Annotated in this window: 20 protein-coding genes; 6 read left to right on the top strand and 14 right to left on the bottom strand. The window is 57.5% G+C overall.

From position 1 onward, the window contains the following. Positions 1–100: 100 nt before the first annotated feature. On the bottom strand, positions 101–496 hold the full coding sequence (locus AC2FIO_RS14635; protein WP_496698516.1) for a hypothetical protein: 396 nt from the start codon (positions 494–496) through the stop codon (positions 101–103). Positions 497–541: 45 nt separating this feature from the next. Continuing rightward, the gene (locus AC2FIO_RS14630; RefSeq protein ID WP_496698514.1) at positions 542–1,741 is read right to left on the bottom strand and encodes an aminotransferase-like domain-containing protein; all 1,200 of its coding nucleotides are present in this window, start codon (positions 1,739–1,741) and stop codon (positions 542–544) included. 156 nt (positions 1,742–1,897) lie between these two features. Here AC2FIO_RS14630 and AC2FIO_RS14625 point away from each other — a divergent pair, with 156 nt between their 5' ends. Beyond that, positions 1,898–2,665 carry an FCD domain-containing protein gene (locus tag AC2FIO_RS14625; RefSeq protein WP_496698513.1) on the top strand — a complete coding sequence of 256 codons (768 nt, stop codon included), beginning with the start codon at positions 1,898–1,900 and terminating at the stop codon, positions 2,663–2,665. Between the two features lie 7 nt (positions 2,666–2,672). Here the strand turns inward: AC2FIO_RS14625 and AC2FIO_RS14620 are convergent, their stop codons facing one another. From AC2FIO_RS14620 to AC2FIO_RS14590, 7 genes are all read right to left on the bottom strand, one after another. Further along, a complete protein-coding gene (locus tag AC2FIO_RS14620) occupies positions 2,673–3,926 on the bottom strand; it encodes a glycosyltransferase (RefSeq protein ID WP_496698511.1) in 1,254 nt (417 codons plus the stop codon). 93 nt (positions 3,927–4,019) lie between these two features. Beyond that, entirely contained in the window at positions 4,020–4,955 is a 936-nt protein-coding gene (locus AC2FIO_RS14615; RefSeq protein ID WP_058278972.1) for a hypothetical protein, read from the bottom strand. A 131-nt stretch (positions 4,956–5,086) separates the two neighbouring features. Then, positions 5,087–5,647 carry a F0F1 ATP synthase subunit B gene (locus tag AC2FIO_RS14610; RefSeq protein ID WP_058278973.1) on the bottom strand — a complete coding sequence of 187 codons (561 nt, stop codon included), beginning with the start codon at positions 5,645–5,647 and terminating at the stop codon, positions 5,087–5,089. Between the two features lie 5 nt (positions 5,648–5,652). Further along, positions 5,653–6,204, bottom strand: coding sequence for a F0F1 ATP synthase subunit B' (locus AC2FIO_RS14605; RefSeq protein WP_496698508.1), 552 nt, complete (start codon positions 6,202–6,204; stop codon positions 5,653–5,655). An 86-nt stretch (positions 6,205–6,290) separates the two neighbouring features. Continuing rightward, on the bottom strand, positions 6,291–6,515 hold the full coding sequence (locus AC2FIO_RS14600) for a F0F1 ATP synthase subunit C (RefSeq protein ID WP_005981269.1): 225 nt from the start codon (positions 6,513–6,515) through the stop codon (positions 6,291–6,293). Between the two features lie 48 nt (positions 6,516–6,563). Beyond that, positions 6,564–7,322, bottom strand: a complete 759-nt coding sequence (locus AC2FIO_RS14595) for a F0F1 ATP synthase subunit A (protein ID WP_058278975.1) — start codon at positions 7,320–7,322, stop codon at positions 6,564–6,566. A 2-nt stretch (positions 7,323–7,324) separates the two neighbouring features. After that, complete coding sequence (locus AC2FIO_RS14590; RefSeq protein WP_058273313.1) at positions 7,325–7,657, bottom strand: AtpZ/AtpI family protein; 333 nt, start codon at positions 7,655–7,657, stop codon at positions 7,325–7,327. Between the two features lie 231 nt (positions 7,658–7,888). On the opposite strand from AC2FIO_RS14590, the gene AC2FIO_RS14585 reads away from it, so the two are divergent. Continuing rightward, positions 7,889–8,224, top strand: coding sequence for an ArsR/SmtB family transcription factor (locus AC2FIO_RS14585; protein ID WP_058273314.1), 336 nt, complete (start codon positions 7,889–7,891; stop codon positions 8,222–8,224). 2 nt (positions 8,225–8,226) lie between these two features. On the opposite strand, the gene AC2FIO_RS14580 is transcribed toward AC2FIO_RS14585, so the two are convergent. The 4 genes from AC2FIO_RS14580 to AC2FIO_RS14565 form a co-directional block, all read right to left on the bottom strand. Further along, positions 8,227–8,640, bottom strand: a complete 414-nt coding sequence (locus tag AC2FIO_RS14580) for a universal stress protein (RefSeq protein ID WP_058273315.1) — start codon at positions 8,638–8,640, stop codon at positions 8,227–8,229. A gap of 106 nt (positions 8,641–8,746) precedes the next feature. Further along, the gene (locus tag AC2FIO_RS14575) at positions 8,747–9,025 is read right to left on the bottom strand and encodes a hypothetical protein (RefSeq protein WP_282169928.1); all 279 of its coding nucleotides are present in this window, start codon (positions 9,023–9,025) and stop codon (positions 8,747–8,749) included. A gap of 62 nt (positions 9,026–9,087) precedes the next feature. Then, entirely contained in the window at positions 9,088–10,002 is a 915-nt protein-coding gene (locus AC2FIO_RS14570) for a DMT family transporter (RefSeq protein WP_282170082.1), read from the bottom strand. Further along, positions 9,999–10,877: a LysR family transcriptional regulator gene (locus AC2FIO_RS14565; protein ID WP_058273318.1), complete on the bottom strand. Its 879-nt coding sequence runs from the start codon at positions 10,875–10,877 to the stop codon at positions 9,999–10,001. The genes AC2FIO_RS14570 and AC2FIO_RS14565 overlap by 4 nt, the downstream gene beginning before the upstream one ends. A 118-nt stretch (positions 10,878–10,995) precedes the next feature. Here AC2FIO_RS14565 and AC2FIO_RS14560 point away from each other — a divergent pair, with 118 nt between their 5' ends. Both AC2FIO_RS14560 and AC2FIO_RS14555 read left to right on the top strand, forming a co-directional pair. Further along, a complete protein-coding gene (locus AC2FIO_RS14560; RefSeq protein ID WP_496698502.1) occupies positions 10,996–11,577 on the top strand; it encodes an FMN-dependent NADH-azoreductase in 582 nt (193 codons plus the stop codon). Positions 11,578–11,648: 71 nt separating this feature from the next. After that, positions 11,649–12,389 carry an aspartate/glutamate racemase family protein gene (locus AC2FIO_RS14555; protein WP_496698500.1) on the top strand — a complete coding sequence of 247 codons (741 nt, stop codon included), beginning with the start codon at positions 11,649–11,651 and terminating at the stop codon, positions 12,387–12,389. Here AC2FIO_RS14555 and AC2FIO_RS14550 read toward each other — a convergent pair whose 3' ends face one another. Then, entirely contained in the window at positions 12,390–12,920 is a 531-nt protein-coding gene (locus AC2FIO_RS14550; protein ID WP_496698603.1) for a prolyl-tRNA synthetase associated domain-containing protein, read from the bottom strand. It lies immediately after the preceding gene. Positions 12,921–13,009: 89 nt separating this feature from the next. On the opposite strand from AC2FIO_RS14550, the gene AC2FIO_RS14545 reads away from it, so the two are divergent. Next, positions 13,010–13,528, top strand: a complete 519-nt coding sequence (locus tag AC2FIO_RS14545; protein WP_496698497.1) for a hypothetical protein — start codon at positions 13,010–13,012, stop codon at positions 13,526–13,528. A gap of 161 nt (positions 13,529–13,689) precedes the next feature. Next, positions 13,690–15,195, top strand: a complete 1,506-nt coding sequence (gene ffh / locus AC2FIO_RS14540) for a signal recognition particle protein (RefSeq protein WP_109312247.1) — start codon at positions 13,690–13,692, stop codon at positions 15,193–15,195. Positions 15,196–15,201 lie beyond the last annotated feature (6 nt).

The raw sequence follows: 15,201 nt of genomic DNA, 5'->3' as shown, positions 1-15,201 counted from the left end.
GCAACCCATTGGGGTTGAGTCAACGGAGTAACGCAGGATATGGGATTTCACGTCAAGTTATCCACAATATCTTGCCAAAATACGCAAAAAAGCGCGTATCTCAGTAAGGAGCGCACTCAAAAACCTGATAGCCATTGTCTTCGTAGTAGCCATAGTCGATACATTCATAGGGACCGCGAAGAAGGCTGCCGAAAACAAGCTTTTCCCCCAATTCCCGGTCACAACCCAGAATGCCCACGGTGACCGCAGCGTCGCCCAGAACATCCAGCAACGGGCAACCCGACACCTGTGCCATAGCCAGTGCGGCCCGGTCGCGAATGGGGCCAAGACGCGGAGCATGTTGAGAGTTGATGCGTACAGCCTCGGCCAGTTGATCGCGGACCCGCACGTCAAATACACTGCCGTTCACCGCCACACGGGTCGCAGGCACATCGCGAAAGTGGGGCGTGCCGGCCGAGCAAGCGGCCAGCACTAGGAGGGACAGATACCGGATCATACCCCCAGCATTGCGCCATCAAGGTTAACAAAACCTTTCCGCCGGTCAGGCGCGCAGAACCTCGCCCAATCGCTGAATACCTTCGCGGATTGCATCCTCATCCGAGTTTGAGAAACTCAGCCGGATCGTGTTGGTCCCGCTGCCGTCCGGGAAAAAGGCTCCACCCGGGACAAAGGCGACTTTGACCGTGTCCAACGCCCGGGCTAACAGTTCGGCCCCGTTTGTACCGACCGGCAATGTCAACCACACGAACATGCCGCCTTCGGGCCTGGTCCACTGCACGCCATCGGGCATATGGTCCTGCAACGCCTGCAACATGGCGTCGCGGCGGGCACCATAGACACGACGCAGCATCGGGATATGCGTGTCGAAACAAGCCCGTGCCACCTGGTCAATGGCCATCTGGTTGATGGTCGCCGAATGAAGATCGGCAGCCTGTTTCATCAGCACCAATTGAGAAATCACCGGCTTTGCCGCCACGACCCAACCAACCCTCAACCCCGGTGACAGGGTTTTCGAAAAGCTTCCGCAATAGATCGTGCGGCAATCTTCAATCGACCCTTTACGCGCCAATTCCAGTGCCAGAACTGAGGGGATGGCATCCCCGTCATAACGCAGGGCCTGATAGGCGCCATCCTCGATCACCGCACAGTTCAACTCATCTGCCAGATCCAGCAGCGCCTCCCGCCCCCGCAGATCCACGGTTTCGCCTGTCGGGTTGGCGAAGTCGGGCGAGAGATAGGCGAATTTGACCGCGCCTTCGCCCGCTGACGCCGCGTATTCTGCAGCGCCCCGGTTGCCATTGATGCTGAGCCGGTCAAAACGCGGTTCATAGGCATTGAATGCGGCCAATGCGCCCAGATAGGTCGGCCATCCGACCAGCGCAGTATCGCCCGGCGACAGATAGAGTTTACCCAGATAATCTAGTGCCTGCTGCGAGCCTGATGTGATCAGGATGTTCTCAAGCCCGCATTCCACTCCGATAGAACGCATGTGGTCGACGAGCCATTCCCGCAGCGGGACGTAACCCTCGCTGACGGAATATTGCAGCGCCTGGGCCTGCTGATCCGGGCCTAACGCAGCTTGAAAGGCGGTCGCGAACCCTTCGGCTGGAAACAACGCGGGATCGGGGATGCCGCCTGCAAACGAGATGATCCCCGGCTGATCCAACAGCTTTAACAATTCGCGTATCTCAGACGCTTTCATCCGGGATGCCCGCGTGGCGAACAATTCGTGCGTAGACATGAGTCTCCTCCGCTCTCATTCACGGCCAGCGTAGAGAGGAACAACATAAAGTCAATAATACTGACCTAATTTTTTCTAACCACGTGAACCCGAATTCTTGAACCTCGCAGCCATCCATGGTCATGTCAGTTGACCAATTTCCGGAATGACGCCTGTATGCCTTTTCAAAAAGTTCAGACCGAAAAGCTTTCAATCGCGGTGGTTCGCCAGATTGAGCTGCTGATCCTGCGCGGCATACTGCGCCCCGGCGAACGTCTGCCCGCCGAACGCGAATTGGCCGAGCGGCTGGGCGTATCCCGGCCATCCCTGCGCGACGCGATCGCAGACCTGCAAAGCCAAGGGTTGCTGACAGCCAAGGCAGGGTCCGGCATCTATGTGGCCGAGGTTCTGGGCTCAGCCTTCTCCCCGGCGCTGATCCGGCTGTTCGGCAGCCATGACGAGGCGGTATTCGATTACCTCTCGTTCCGGCGCGACATGGAAGGGTTGGCCGCCGAACGCGCGGCCCGGTTGGGGTCGGACAGCGACCTGAAGGTGGTACAGACGATTTTTGCAAAGATGGAAGCCGCCCATACCAGCAATGCGACCGAAGATGAGGCGCAGCTGGACGCGCAATTCCACATGGCTATCATCGAGGCCAGCCATAATGTGGTCATGTTGCATATGATGCGGTCAATGTTCGATCTGTTGCGGCAAGGCGTGTTCTATAACCGCCAGATGATGTTCCGGCAGCAAACTACGCGCGAGGCCATCCTGGACCAGCACCGCGCCATCAACACCGCGCTTCAGGCACGCAACCCGGCCGCTGCCCGTGCCGCTGTCGACATGCACTTAACCTATGTCGAACAATGCCTTTGGGACGGGAAGAAGGCCGAACGCAACGAAGACATCGCCAAACTAAAATTGATGCACGAGGCCGAAGATTAGGCGGGCGTCAACGCTCTGATATTGCGCCAAATCCATACTCAGTGCTATCAGCGATCTCTTCATAGAGCGCCTGATATTGGCCAGCGACCACAGCCTCTGCAAAGCTGTCCACGGCATGTTGCCGGGCAGTACCTGACATGGCCAACCCGGTTTCATTGTGGCGATTCTGGAGGATCGAGATAACACCTCGTGCGAGGTCTTCTGCCTCGAATGGGCGCGCCAAATACCCCAGGCTTTGATTTGGAACCAGATCCGACAACCCACTGGTTTTGAAACCTGCGACCGGAACGCCACAGCACATGGCCTCGACACCTGTATATCCCAGCACTTCGCGCCGGGATGGCAACACAAAGACATCTGCAGCCGAATAAATGCGCTTCAGCACCCGGTTGTCGCTAATCCGCCCCATGAAATGGATCGGATAAGGAAATTCGGCATCGATCTTGTCGCTACCAAATACAACTGCCTGAACATCAGGAACGGCGGAATGCACCCGTCGCATAGCTTCGACAAGGTGGGCAAAGCCTTTGTTGGGATCCTGAGTCGCTTGGACGGCACCAAACAATACCAGCGGAGCGTCCTGAGGCAGTGACAGATCAGCGCGCGCCTGAGCTTTTTCGAAAGGTGCCCAGAAATCGGTATCGATTGCGTTGGGGATCACGGTGACAGGCCAATCGCGCATCAACGCACTTTGCCGAACACAGTCAGCCAGCCAATTGCTGGGGCAAACGATCTGAAAAGGTTTTTTCCAATGCGCGGCTTTTCTTTTCCAGACCCAGCGGTTCAGGTCAAAACCACTGAATTCGGATGACACGTAACCGTCACGCCACCTGTCCAGCTCGCTCACATGTTCGGCCCCGGAGAACGGCCACATGTCATGAAACGTCCAGACCACGGGATGTTTCACCGCCCCGATCTCGGCAATCGAAATCATGTCGGAATTCACCCAATGCAAATTTAATATTTGCGACGGTTGGCTGTTCAGATACGCGGCCAGACCCGACCTTGCCAGACCAAGAGACGCCAACCCGTTGACCTGAGTTCTTGCATATTTCTTTCGCAGATGACGTGCGTATTCACGCTGGCAAAGCCGCTTTAGTGTTTTCCGCGGCGCAAATTTTGTTATCCGGTCCTCGTCCGGGCCATCGACGACGGTCATGTGCGAATTCGTCCCTTTGGACAGCAAGGCAAGATGCAGCCTGTGGGCAGCGATGGCGGCACCTCCGCCAGAATAGCTATGGCTAATATGGTTTACGCGCATTGGAACAAATTTCGTGAGGATGTCCGACGTACAAACGTCAGAGCCTTTGGATTGTCGTCGCCAACTGACATCCCCATTTTCAAATGACGCCAATTAACCAAGAAGTTTAGCCCCCAGCCTTCTGATCTTGCGTCTTAAACGGGTCAAACGATCCGGTCTATAGCTGAAATGCGCCCGCAGCGCCTCGAGCGCGACCTTGTCTTCGGTGACATCGTCGGGAAGTGGCAGGTCAAAGTCATGGCAGAGATCTTTTGGCTTAACCTCGTCCACTGGTCCGCAATGGGTACCAGACCCGTCCAGGCCGATATTCTCGGCAAAAGACCTGCAAGGCGACAGACAAAGGCCATCCTGCCCGAAAATCGTTGCGTACCAGAAAATCGCCCAGGTCCGAATGTCACCGCGCAAATTGCCTTGTACCTGACCCCATAAATCCTCGGCCCCGCTCAGGTTGAACCGATGAATGTCATCATCGGAAAACTGCTGAACCAGTTTTTTCGGGTCGCGTTCGAAATGCTGCCAGCGGTCGGCCCAGCTGGCCCATCCCCAACAGCTCATGAAGCGCCAGAAAACCGCACCACGCCGATCCAACAAGGGAGGAAGGTCTTCGTTGAATCCTGCGATATGCCAGACCCGCGGGTCATCTTGGTATCGATCCAGCGCGCGGTTCATGTAGGTGAGAAACGCGGACGAGGTCACAATGTCATCTTCTACAACAATCGCCCTGCCATAAGTTTGCATCGTAGCGGTAACGCCTTCCTGAATCGACTGGGCCAACCCGGCGTTAGCATCACGTGCGCGCAATGTAAGGGTGGCAAAGCCTGTCTGCGCTTCAATCACTTTGCGGGTTTCCGCAACCGGGATAACATCATCTGCCGAACGCGGCCCATCTAGATAAGCAATTACATCGGTGCGCGCAGCCAAAGGCGACGCAGCAAGCGCCCGCAAAGTCCGCTCAGTGTGATCGGGTCGGTTGAAAGCGAACAGACAGACCGGTGCTGGATCGGCAATCGCAGGTGCTGTGTCAATCATAGCAACTCTCCGTCAGGTTTCGCGCAGGGTATTTCACGCCAAAAACATCGCCAAGAGCAGTTCCCTAAGAAAAGAAACCCGAAAGCGTTCAGCCTTCGGGTCACTCTTTGTCGAAACGGCGTTGGAAGCTATCAATGCAGCTTGTCACCAACATCCGCGATGGCCGCGTCGATCAGCTTGTTCGCCTGTGCCGCGGTCATTTGCTTGGCCAGAACCGCGTTGGCAGCCGATACCGCAACGGTGATGGCCTGATCGCGGACTTCCTTGACAGCTGACGCCTCAGCCGAAGCGATCTGGTCCTTAGCTGCTGCCAGACGGCGGGCGATGGATTTCTCCAAATCGACCTTTGCCTGTTCTGCCGCCAGAATAGCGTCTTCCTTGGCTGCAGCCACGATGGCATCCGCTTGGGTCTGCACTTCACGCTGCTTGCGCTCGTACGAGGCCAACAGGCTGCGTGCCTCATCATGCAGGGCGCGGGCTTCGTCCAGTTCGGACTTGATGCCGTCGGCGCGATTGTCCAGCGCGCCACCAATCATGCCCGGAACCTTGAAATAGAACAGGACCGCGATGAAAACGATGAAGCCCAGAGTGACCACAAAGTCGGTGTTGCCAAGCGAGAAGAACGGGCCGCTTGCAGCCAGCGCGGGGCTGGCGGCGCCGACGGTCAGGATAAGGGCAAGAGTATTCCGCATGTCACTTATCCTTTCGTCTGCGCGTCAATTGCACTGTCGATGGCTTTGGCATCTGCCTCGCCGCCCAGTGCTGTGACCAGTTCAGCTGCCGTATCCTTGGCAACCACTTGAATGCTATCCAGCGCACCGGCACGGATATCGGCAATAGCCTTTTCCGATTCAGCCGCCTTTGCAGCGATTTCCAAGTCTGCCTTGGCAATCGCGTCATCCAGACCTGACTGGATTTCCGCGCGGGCTTCCGCTGCGATACGCTGTGCCTCAGAACGGGCATCGGCCAGCGCCTTGTTGTAGGCCTCTTCAGCCTCGACCGCTTTGGCCTTCAGATCTTCGGCCGCAGCCAGGTCATTTGTAATGGTCCCCTGACGTTCCGCCAGGATTGCCGCGATGCGGGGCAAAGCCACGCGAGACAGGACCAGAAAGATGACGACCAGCGTAATGACCAGCCAGAAAATCTGGTTGGGGAACCAATCGAAGCAGAGCTGGGGCATCCCGATCGCCGACCCATGAGAGTCAACGCAGGTACCTGCAATCTCTTCGTATACGGGTTCTGTCGCCATGATGTCCTCCGTCGGAACGTTGTCTTTACAACAGGTGGGCCGCTATGGCTTGGACCCACCTGCGCGTAAGGATCAGGTTCCGCAGATTAGACGGCGAACATCAGCAGCAGCGAGACCAGGAATGCAAAGATCCCCAGGGCTTCTGCGAATGCGATACCGATGAACAGGGTTGCGGTCTGCGAAGCAGCCGCCGAAGGGTTGCGCAGGGCGCCGGCCAAGAAGTTGCCTGCTACGTTGCCCACCCCGATTGCGGCTGCGCCGGAACCGATTGCTGCCAGGCCTGCGCCGATGTGTGCGAGATCGCCTTCCATGATGTTTCTCCTTACGAATTGGAAGTTTCGATGTTTGGGTATCGGACCTTAGTGCGAAGGATGCAGCGCATCTTTCAGGTAAACACAGGTCAGAATGGTGAATACGTAGGCCTGAATAAAGGACACGAGGACCTCGAGGCCGTACATTGCGGTGATCGCCAGAACGGACACCGGTGAGATCACGGCAATCGCGGCAAAGCCTGCGAAAACCTTGATAACCGCGTGGCCTGCCATGACGTTACCGGCAAGACGAATGGAGTGGCTGACCGGACGCACGAAGTACGAGATCAGCTCGATGATCGCCAGGACAGGGCGCAGTGCCAGCGGTGCGCTGGACACCCAGAACAGACCCAGGAAGCTTGCGCCGTTCTTGACGAAACCCAGAACAGTTACGGTCAGGAACACAGCCAGCGCCAGCGGGATGGTCACGGCGAAATGCGATGTGGTGGTGAAAGACATGGGCAACATGCCCAGGAAGTTCGCGCAGACGATGAACATGAACAAGGTCATGACATAGGGAAAGTACTTCACGCCTTCTTTGCCGCAAATGTCTTCCAGCATCTTGTAGATGAAGCCATAGGCCAACTCAGCAACAGACTGCATCCGGGTCGGAACAATGGCACGTTTCGAGGTGCTGAGAACCAGCAGGGCAAAGATCGCCGCAATAGCCAGAAACAACCACAGAGTCACGTTGGTCGGCGTGTACCACGCAATCGCACCGTCACCGAAAAGCGGTTTAACGATGAACTGATCCATCGGATGGAAAACCAGGCTGCTGCCTTCTGCTGCGGTGGTCTCAGTTGCCACGTTCAGTCCCTCTCGTCCTTATCGGCCGCCTCAGCAGCCGCTTGTTTCTCCTGAACCTCTTTCGCGCTGCGGAGCATAACCTTCACGCCCGCGACAAGGCCCAGCAATGTGAACAGCACCAGGAAGATCGGGATTGTCCCGAGCAGGCTGTCCAGCCCGTATCCGATGCCAAATCCGATCCCAAGACCGGAAACCATTTCGATGACCATCCTCCAGGCAAGCTCGCCCCCGGACACGTCAGCATCCGCACGAGGCTTTGGCGCTTTGGCCTTTTTCGCCGCTGTGATCTTGGCCTCCAGCTGCGCCATACGCTGCTTTTGGTCATCATCGGTCACGGGCAATTCCCTCGCACAGTCTTGGGTAGGGTGCTAAGGGGCGCAAGGCACAGAGTCAACGGTGTTAAATGTCCGACTTGTCGCAGGTTAAGCAATTGGTTTTATGCAATTTATTCATGCAATTGAGGCACCATTAAAATGTCCCGATCCATCGGTGCGCGTAAAAACCGCTCTATTCGCATATTCAACCAAATGGTTGACCAAATCCGGGCGCTGTGATTGAGCGATAGCATGTCCAATGACCTCGATACCGTTTTCGCGGCCCTCGCCGACCCGACCCGCCGCGCCATCCTTGCGATGCTGCTTGAGGATGACATGGCCGTCACCGACGTCGCCGACCCGTTCGAGATGTCGCTGGCCGCGATCTCGAAACATCTGATCATCCTGACCAAGGCCGGGTTGATCAGCCAGGAAAAGCGCGGGCGGGTGAAGTGGTGTAAGCTGGAACCGGATGCGCTGCGCGCGGCATCCGTCTGGATGCAGGGGTTCGGTCAGTTCGAACCGGTCAATCTGGATGCGTTTGAACGATTTCTGGAAGTCGAACTACCAGCAACAGACGATCCCTAGACCTATCTGACGACAAACACCGATACTTTGGCATGCTTGGCCAGATATCCGGCATGGCTGGAAAAGATGTGGTCCGTGATGCGCGGTGCGTGCGTCCCAACGACGATTAGGTCGGCCCCAATCTCTTCGGCGGCGCGCGTCAAATCACCGTCGACCTCTGCAGCTACATCTACCGAGTGGATGTTGCGCGCTGAAACCTCGGAGCCACTCTGCTCGGTAAGTTGATCCACAATGGCTTGCAACTCGGTGCTAATCTCCGCGTCTGAATGCGTGACGTCGCCCGGCTGGGTTCCGGTCACGCTGACGATCGTGATCCGGGCGTTTTGCCATCTCGCCATTTGCGCCGCGACATCCAGAGCTTTGCGAATTTCCGGCGGCAGGTGAATATCAACCGGGATCATAATGTGACTAAACATGGCATCTTCCTCCTGCCGGCGATGTTAGCGGGCTCAGAAAAAGAGCACATTGATCTGCCTCATGTAGATGACCGCGACCATTTCCGTCGGTTTGGCCCGTTCTCAGTTAGCCTTCCTGACTATACTCGACACCGATGATCACTCCCGTTGCATCCGCAAGACACAACCACGGTGCCTGAGCGCCAGTGACCTCAATTGTCGTGATTGTTCCAGTCGGTACCGATTCAGTCGAAACCACGTTGACGTCAGCGGCCTGAACACCCGTCTCAGCCGACACGAGCGCCTCACAACTGCCTTGAAGGTCGGTCTCTGAAGACCCCTGCCCCCCTCCTTGCGTGCAGGCGGATAACATCGCACCGACGACAAATAGAATAGCTTGCTTCATCATTCCCTCCGGGTTGGTTCATCAGACCCGAGGGTTGTTAGATTACGGCCAAATGGCAAGGGTCATTCCGAGACCGGCGCAGTGTCTTTCGCAGGTTGCTCTTCGCTTTTGAGCAGCAGAACAAGCGCGATCGCGGTTAAAACGACACCGACCAGCACCATGACGGTTGGCGCAGGCCGCCCAAGCGCGATCTCCCACAGGATCACCCAGCTGGGGATCAGATAAGTATAGGCCATAACCTTGGCAGACGGCAGGCGTAGCGCTGCAAACTGGACCAGAACGAAACTGGAGGCCGTTGCGAAGATAGAAAGATACAGCAGACTGACCCAGACGATCAGCGGCAGGTTCGCCCAATCGGTTGCACGGATGTCTGACCAGCCGACCACCGTCAGGATCACGCAGCCAGCAACCAGTGTTCCAAATGTAAAGACTACCGCGGGCTCACCCCGGTTCAGTTTGCGCACCATCGGCGTGTAGATTGCATGCGCCATGCAGCCCCAGAAAAAGATGATCTCTCCGCCACCGATCTCGAAGGCGCGAAAGGACTGCCAATCGGCGCGAAAGATAACCCATAAAGCACCGGTTGCCCCCACCGTCAGGGCAAAAGCCATACGCGGAGTGGTGATCTGGCGCAGCAGAACCCATCCGGCGACCGCAGACATGACCGGCGTCAGGGTGAATACCGCAGATGTGCTGACCGGGTCGGCGGTTTTCAAGCCGTAAAACATAAGAACAAAGTAAGTGGCGAACAGCCCGCCCAAAACGGCGTATCGCCACGGCGCTTGCGCAGCGCTGCGCGGCAAACCGGTGGTGGCTAACGCGGCAATGCCGATGATGACGGCCGCAATCAGAAACCGCCCGGCTGTAATCGCCAACGGCGCAATCTGGTTGGCAACAATAGATCCCAACGAGAAACTACCCGCCACCAGCAGAGTGAATGTGATCATTGCCAAATGACCACGCCCCTGCGGTGTCACGAAAGCCAACCTTTGGACTCTTTCTTAAGGAACGATAGGAATGCCTGCACTTTGGTCGTGCGATGCAGATCGACATGGGTCACCAGCCAAAGTTTGCCGAACCATTCGGGCAATGGCTCAATAACTTCGACCAGTTCCGGATCGCGCGATGCCTCCCATCGTGCCATGAAACCAATCCCGGCCCCGGCCAGAACTGCCTCGCGCAAACAGAAATTGTTGGTACAGCGGAACGCGATGGCCTCGGCCGGGACAGTGGCACGCAACCATTTGGAAAACGGAGCGCGGCTGTTTTCATCGTCCGTGCCGACAAACAAGTGGTCTGCAAATTCGTCAATGCTCGCTGGTTTGCCTCGGCGCTCGATATATGACTTGCTGGCAAACAAGCCGACCTCCTGTTCGATAAACGGCTGCACAACATTGTCGGGTTGGTCCGGGGCGGCCCCCGCCCGGATGGCCACATGTGCCTCGCCGTATTCCAGGCGGAACAGGCGGTCCCCGGTCAGGTAACGTACAATCAGACCCGGGTGCATTGATTGAAACTCGGACAGGGCGGGAACGACCAAGGGCGCCAGCGAGGCCAGAGACGTCACAACCAATTCGCCCGACACGTCATCGCCGCGCCCTTTCATTCGGCCCACCAACTGATTGAACTGATCTTCGGTGGCCTGAGCCACGCGCAGAAGGTCCTCTCCGGCATCGGTTGGGGTATAGCCACGGGCGTGGCGCTGGAACAGCTTGACGCCCAGCCGCGCTTCGATCGCGTCGATATGGCGGATCACGGTGGCATGGTGAACGCCCAAGATTTCGGCCGCGCCGCTGACGGTGCCCATCCGAGCGACCTGATAGGCGGTTTTGACTTCGTCCCAATTATCCATACTCAATCCCACTGTGCAAATTCCAACAATACCTGTTGGTATATCCGCGTTTCGTTCGCTGACGCAATACTCATATTGGGACCGGAAACAGACACGCTGCTATAAAGGAAACCCTGACATGACCAAGACCATCCTGCATATCGACGCCTCGGCCCGCCGCACCGGATCCGCCACCCGCGACCTTTCCAGCCAGATTATCGGGCACCTTGGAGCCAATCGCATTATCCGCCGCGATCTTGCCAGCCCCCTGCCCCTGCTGACCGAAGACTGGATCAACGCCAACTTCACCCCCGCCGATCAACGTGACGAGGTTCAACGCGATCTGTTGGCCCTGTCCGACGAGTTGGTTGGCGAGCTGCAAAACGCCGACACCATTGTCATCGGGCTGCCGATCTACAATTTCTCGGTGCCTGCGGCCTTCAAGGCCTGGATCGACCTTGTCGCCCGCGTGGGTCTGACCTTTGCCTATTCGGAAACTGGCCCCAAAGGCCTGCTGGAAGGTAAGCGCGCCGTGCTGGCAATCGCGTCCGGCGGCACCGAAGTAGGGTCTGAGATCGATTTTGCCACCAACTATGCCAAGCACGTTCTAGGATTCATCGGCATCCACGACGTCGACGTGATTGCGGCTGACAAGATGGCGCTGGATGCGGACGCCGCGTTGGCGAATGCCCAAAAAGCGGTAACTCAACTCGCCGCCTGATCCACCTCTGGCCTTTGTCTTGTGAAACGTCCAGTCTACCTTAAGCGAGATTTGCAGACTGGGCGTTCATCATGAAGAAAATCGGCATTCTGGGCGGTGTGGGCTGGGCCTCGACCGTGGATTATTACCGAGCGATCGCAGAAGGGGCCAGCAGGCACTTTGCCAATCGCGGCCACGGCTCGCCCTTGCCGATCCCGCCTATGACAATCGAATCCGTTACGCAGGCCAAAACCCGCGCCCTGCGGGGAACCGCCGGGGACGAGACCAGTTGGTCCGGGTTTGACGCGGTGTTTCGCGAGGCATTGCTGACGCTTGAAAACGCGGGCTGCGACTTTGGCATCATCGCCTCAAACACTCCGCACGCGCGGCTGCATGCGATCCGGCAAGGCATCACCATGCCCATTCTCAGCATTTTCGATGCGACGGCTGAGGCCACGGCATCTACCAAGGCGTCCACAGCCCTGATTCTGGGAACGACAGTGACCATGCAGGCCAGCAATTATTCAGACCGATTGGCCGCCGAAGGGATCATTGCAAATGATCGCCTACCCGAAACGGAAATTGCCGAGATGCAGGCGATGATCGACAGTGACTTCTACGGCGGCGCATCAGCCACGGCGCGCGCTCGTTTACTAACTTTCTGCGACAAGCACGCAAAACCTGGAACTGCGATCTTGCTGGCGTGTACCGAACTGCCGCTGGCCTTTCCCGACCACCTGGATGACCCTGTTTTTGAAGCTGACGGCCACCTGTTCGTCAATCCGTCCGCCGCCCATGCCGCCGCAGCCCTCGAAGAGGCGCTGAACGACTGATCACGGCAGCCAGGTGACTGCGCATCCGACCTGATCGAAGAATGCCATCAGGTCATCGCGCGTCATGGCGACGGTCCGATCATTTACCAGAGGATGCATATAGATGATGTCTGTCGTTTGCGCGGTGGCGTCCATGAAGAACCGCACATCGTTTTGCACACCGTTGATCATGGCCAGCGGACTGACCGCGCCGGGACGGATACCGAGGCTCTGAAACAACCGCTCCGCTGATCCAAAGGACAGATTACCGATCCCCAGCTCTGTGCCCAGCGCCTTGAGGTCAATCTCGCGGCTTTGTTCGAGCGTCACCAGATAGTTCCGCTTTTTCTTGTCGCGCAGGTACAGGTTCTTGAGGCGCAGGGAGTTTTCGCCCGGTACCAGGAATTGCTCTTCAACGCCTTTGGCATCCTCAACCGTGCGCAGGGGAATATGCGTGTGCAGACGATAGCTCAGCCCCCAGTCATCCAACCGCTGCAACAGCGCGTCTGAACTGATCGGCAACGTGTCTTGAAAAGTGGATGACGCGTCCATGGGAACCTCCTCGTTTGTGGCGCTCATCGCGCAATGCGCTGACAGATTCAAGCCACGACAGGCCTAAAAATCGATGCTAGCGTGCCGCCATGAAAGTCACGCGCAGCACCCCGGACCAACTGATCCTGACCAACACGCCATGGTTCATCGGCATTACGCTGGTACTCTTTATCCTCTGTTTTGTTGGGGCTGGTTTATTCATGGTCAGCGAGGGTGGCGAGGGCATATTGTTCGGCATCTTCTTTGCGCTGTTCGGTGGCGGGTTGGGCTTTGGCGCATTCTGCGTCTTTGTGCGCCGCGTACAGGTCATATTGGACCGCAATAGCAATAGCATCTTGATCCGTCGCCAATCGATCTTTGGATATGACGCAGTAGAACATGAGTTGTCGAACCTGTCCCATGCCGAGGTGGAAACCACCACCTCGACCCGCGACAGGACCACGTCCAAGATGCATCGCCCCGTTCTGGTTCTTAAAAAAGGCATGAGTGCTGGTCGTCACCCGATCGTCGAAGCCTATGTCAGCGGGCGCGGCGCACAGCGGGTGGTTGATGCGGTCAACAACTGGCTACCCGCGCGAGAGGTTGACTCGGACAGCCAATCGGCCTAAATCGCCGTCAAACATCCGGAAGCGTCTGATCTTCCGGTCCCTTGAGTCGTTCAGGGATCGCCCCCCACCAGCGTGTCACGCCCGTGGGGGCAATTGTGCATTTAACCGGCGCTTCCTACCTAGGAACTGCCATCAGATAACCGGCTAAGGAGGCCGAAGGCATGTTTGAAAATCTATCCGAACGCCTCTCTGGCGTCTTTGACCGGCTGACCAAACAGGGTGCCCTGTCCGAAGAGGACGTAAAAACTGCCCTGCGCGAAGTGCGCGTGGCCTTACTTGAGGCCGACGTCTCGCTGCCGGTTGCACGTGAATTCGTCAAGAAAGTGCAGGATCAGGCCACCGGTCAGGCGGTGACCAAGTCGATCACGCCCGGACAACAGGTCGTCAAGATCGTGCATGACGCGATGGTGGACACCCTGCGCGGCGAGGAAGACCCCGGCGCTCTGAAAATCGATAACCCGCCTGCTCCGATCCTGATGGTCGGCCTGCAGGGTTCAGGTAAAACGACCACGACCGGTAAGCTGGCCAAACGCCTGAAAGAGAAAGAGGGCAAGAAGGTCCTTATGGCCTCGCTCGACGTCTATCGCCCGGCGGCGATGGATCAGCTGGCCGTTCTGGGTACGCAGGTCGGCGTCGATACCCTGCCAATCGTTCCCGGCCAAAAACCCGTCGACATCGCCAAACGTGCCAAGCAACAGGCAACGTTGGGTGGCTATGACGTCTATATGTTGGATACTGCTGGCCGTCTGCACATTGACGAAGTGCTGATGAACGAGGTCGAGCAGGTTCGTAACGTTGTTGATCCGCGCGAGACCCTGCTGGTGGTCGACGGCCTGACCGGTCAGGTCGCCGTTGAAGTGGCCGAGGAATTCGAAGCCAAGGTCGGAATCTCGGGCGTCGTCCTGACCCGAATGGATGGTGACGGGCGCGGCGGTGCGGCGCTGTCAATGCGTGCGGTCACCGGCAAGCCAATCCGCTTTGTCGGTCTGGGCGAGAAAATGGACGCGCTCGAAACCTTTGAGCCGGACCGGATCGCCGGTCGTATTCTGGGCATGGGCGACATCGTTGCCCTGGTCGAAAAAGCCCAGGAAACGATGGAGATGGAACAGACCGAGCGCATGATGAAGCGCATGGTCAAAGGTCAGTTCAACATGAACGACCTAAAGATGCAGCTGGAACAGATGATCCAGATGGGCGGCATGCAGGGCATGATGGGCATGATGCCCGGCATGGGCAAGATGGCCAAGCAGGTCGAAGAGGCGGGCATGGACGACAAGGTGCTCAAGCGCCAGATCGCCCTGATCCAGTCCATGACCAAACGCGAGCGTGCCAACCCGCAACTGCTGCAAGCCAGCCGCAAAAAACGGATCGCAGCCGGTTCCGGCATGGAGGTCAGTGACCTCAACAAGTTGCTCAAAATGCACCGGCAGATGTCGGACATGATGAAGAAGATGGGCAAAATGGGCAAAGGCAAAATGCTGAAACAGGCCATGAAAGGCATGTTCGGTAAAGGTGGCCCCAGCCCCGAAGACATGGCCGCAGGCATGGACCCCAAGGCGCTGGAACAGGCGGCTAAAGCGATGGGCGGCAAGATGCCCGGTATGCCCGGAATGGGTGGCGGCATGGCCCTGCCCCCGGGTCTGAGCGGTTTCGGTAAGAAAAAGTGACACCAG

The organism is Ruegeria sp. CDSB086, from assembly GCF_059611065.1.
Note: the sequence above shows the minus strand (reverse complement) of the source record. Positions and strands in the feature narration are given on the sequence as shown.

What these genes read in the sequence shown, in the direction of transcription:
- AC2FIO_RS14635 (WP_496698516.1), bottom strand. Translation starts at nt 496, where the DNA reads ATGATCCGGTATCTGTCCCTCCTAGTGCTGGCCGCTTGCTCGGCCGGC.
- AC2FIO_RS14630 (WP_496698514.1), bottom strand. Translation starts at nt 1,741, where the DNA reads ATGTCTACGCACGAATTGTTCGCCACGCGGGCATCCCGGATGAAAGCG.
- AC2FIO_RS14625 (WP_496698513.1), top strand. Translation starts at nt 1,898, where the DNA reads ATGCCTTTTCAAAAAGTTCAGACCGAAAAGCTTTCAATCGCGGTGGTT.
- AC2FIO_RS14620 (WP_496698511.1), bottom strand. Translation starts at nt 3,926, where the DNA reads ATGCGCGTAAACCATATTAGCCATAGCTATTCTGGCGGAGGTGCCGCC.
- AC2FIO_RS14615 (WP_058278972.1), bottom strand. Translation starts at nt 4,955, where the DNA reads ATGATTGACACAGCACCTGCGATTGCCGATCCAGCACCGGTCTGTCTG.
- AC2FIO_RS14610 (WP_058278973.1), bottom strand. Translation starts at nt 5,647, where the DNA reads ATGCGGAATACTCTTGCCCTTATCCTGACCGTCGGCGCCGCCAGCCCC.
- AC2FIO_RS14605 (WP_496698508.1), bottom strand. Translation starts at nt 6,204, where the DNA reads ATGGCGACAGAACCCGTATACGAAGAGATTGCAGGTACCTGCGTTGAC.
- AC2FIO_RS14600 (WP_005981269.1), bottom strand. Translation starts at nt 6,515, where the DNA reads ATGGAAGGCGATCTCGCACACATCGGCGCAGGCCTGGCAGCAATCGGT.
- AC2FIO_RS14585 (WP_058273314.1), top strand. Translation starts at nt 7,889, where the DNA reads ATGTCCAATGACCTCGATACCGTTTTCGCGGCCCTCGCCGACCCGACC.
- AC2FIO_RS14580 (WP_058273315.1), bottom strand. Translation starts at nt 8,640, where the DNA reads ATGTTTAGTCACATTATGATCCCGGTTGATATTCACCTGCCGCCGGAA.
- AC2FIO_RS14575 (WP_282169928.1), bottom strand. Translation starts at nt 9,025, where the DNA reads ATGAAGCAAGCTATTCTATTTGTCGTCGGTGCGATGTTATCCGCCTGC.
- AC2FIO_RS14565 (WP_058273318.1), bottom strand. Translation starts at nt 10,877, where the DNA reads ATGGATAATTGGGACGAAGTCAAAACCGCCTATCAGGTCGCTCGGATG.
- AC2FIO_RS14560 (WP_496698502.1), top strand. Translation starts at nt 10,996, where the DNA reads ATGACCAAGACCATCCTGCATATCGACGCCTCGGCCCGCCGCACCGGA.
- AC2FIO_RS14555 (WP_496698500.1), top strand. Translation starts at nt 11,649, where the DNA reads ATGAAGAAAATCGGCATTCTGGGCGGTGTGGGCTGGGCCTCGACCGTG.
- AC2FIO_RS14550 (WP_496698603.1), bottom strand. Translation starts at nt 12,920, where the DNA reads ATGGACGCGTCATCCACTTTTCAAGACACGTTGCCGATCAGTTCAGAC.
- AC2FIO_RS14545 (WP_496698497.1), top strand. Translation starts at nt 13,010, where the DNA reads ATGAAAGTCACGCGCAGCACCCCGGACCAACTGATCCTGACCAACACG.
- ffh (WP_109312247.1), top strand. Translation starts at nt 13,690, where the DNA reads ATGTTTGAAAATCTATCCGAACGCCTCTCTGGCGTCTTTGACCGGCTG.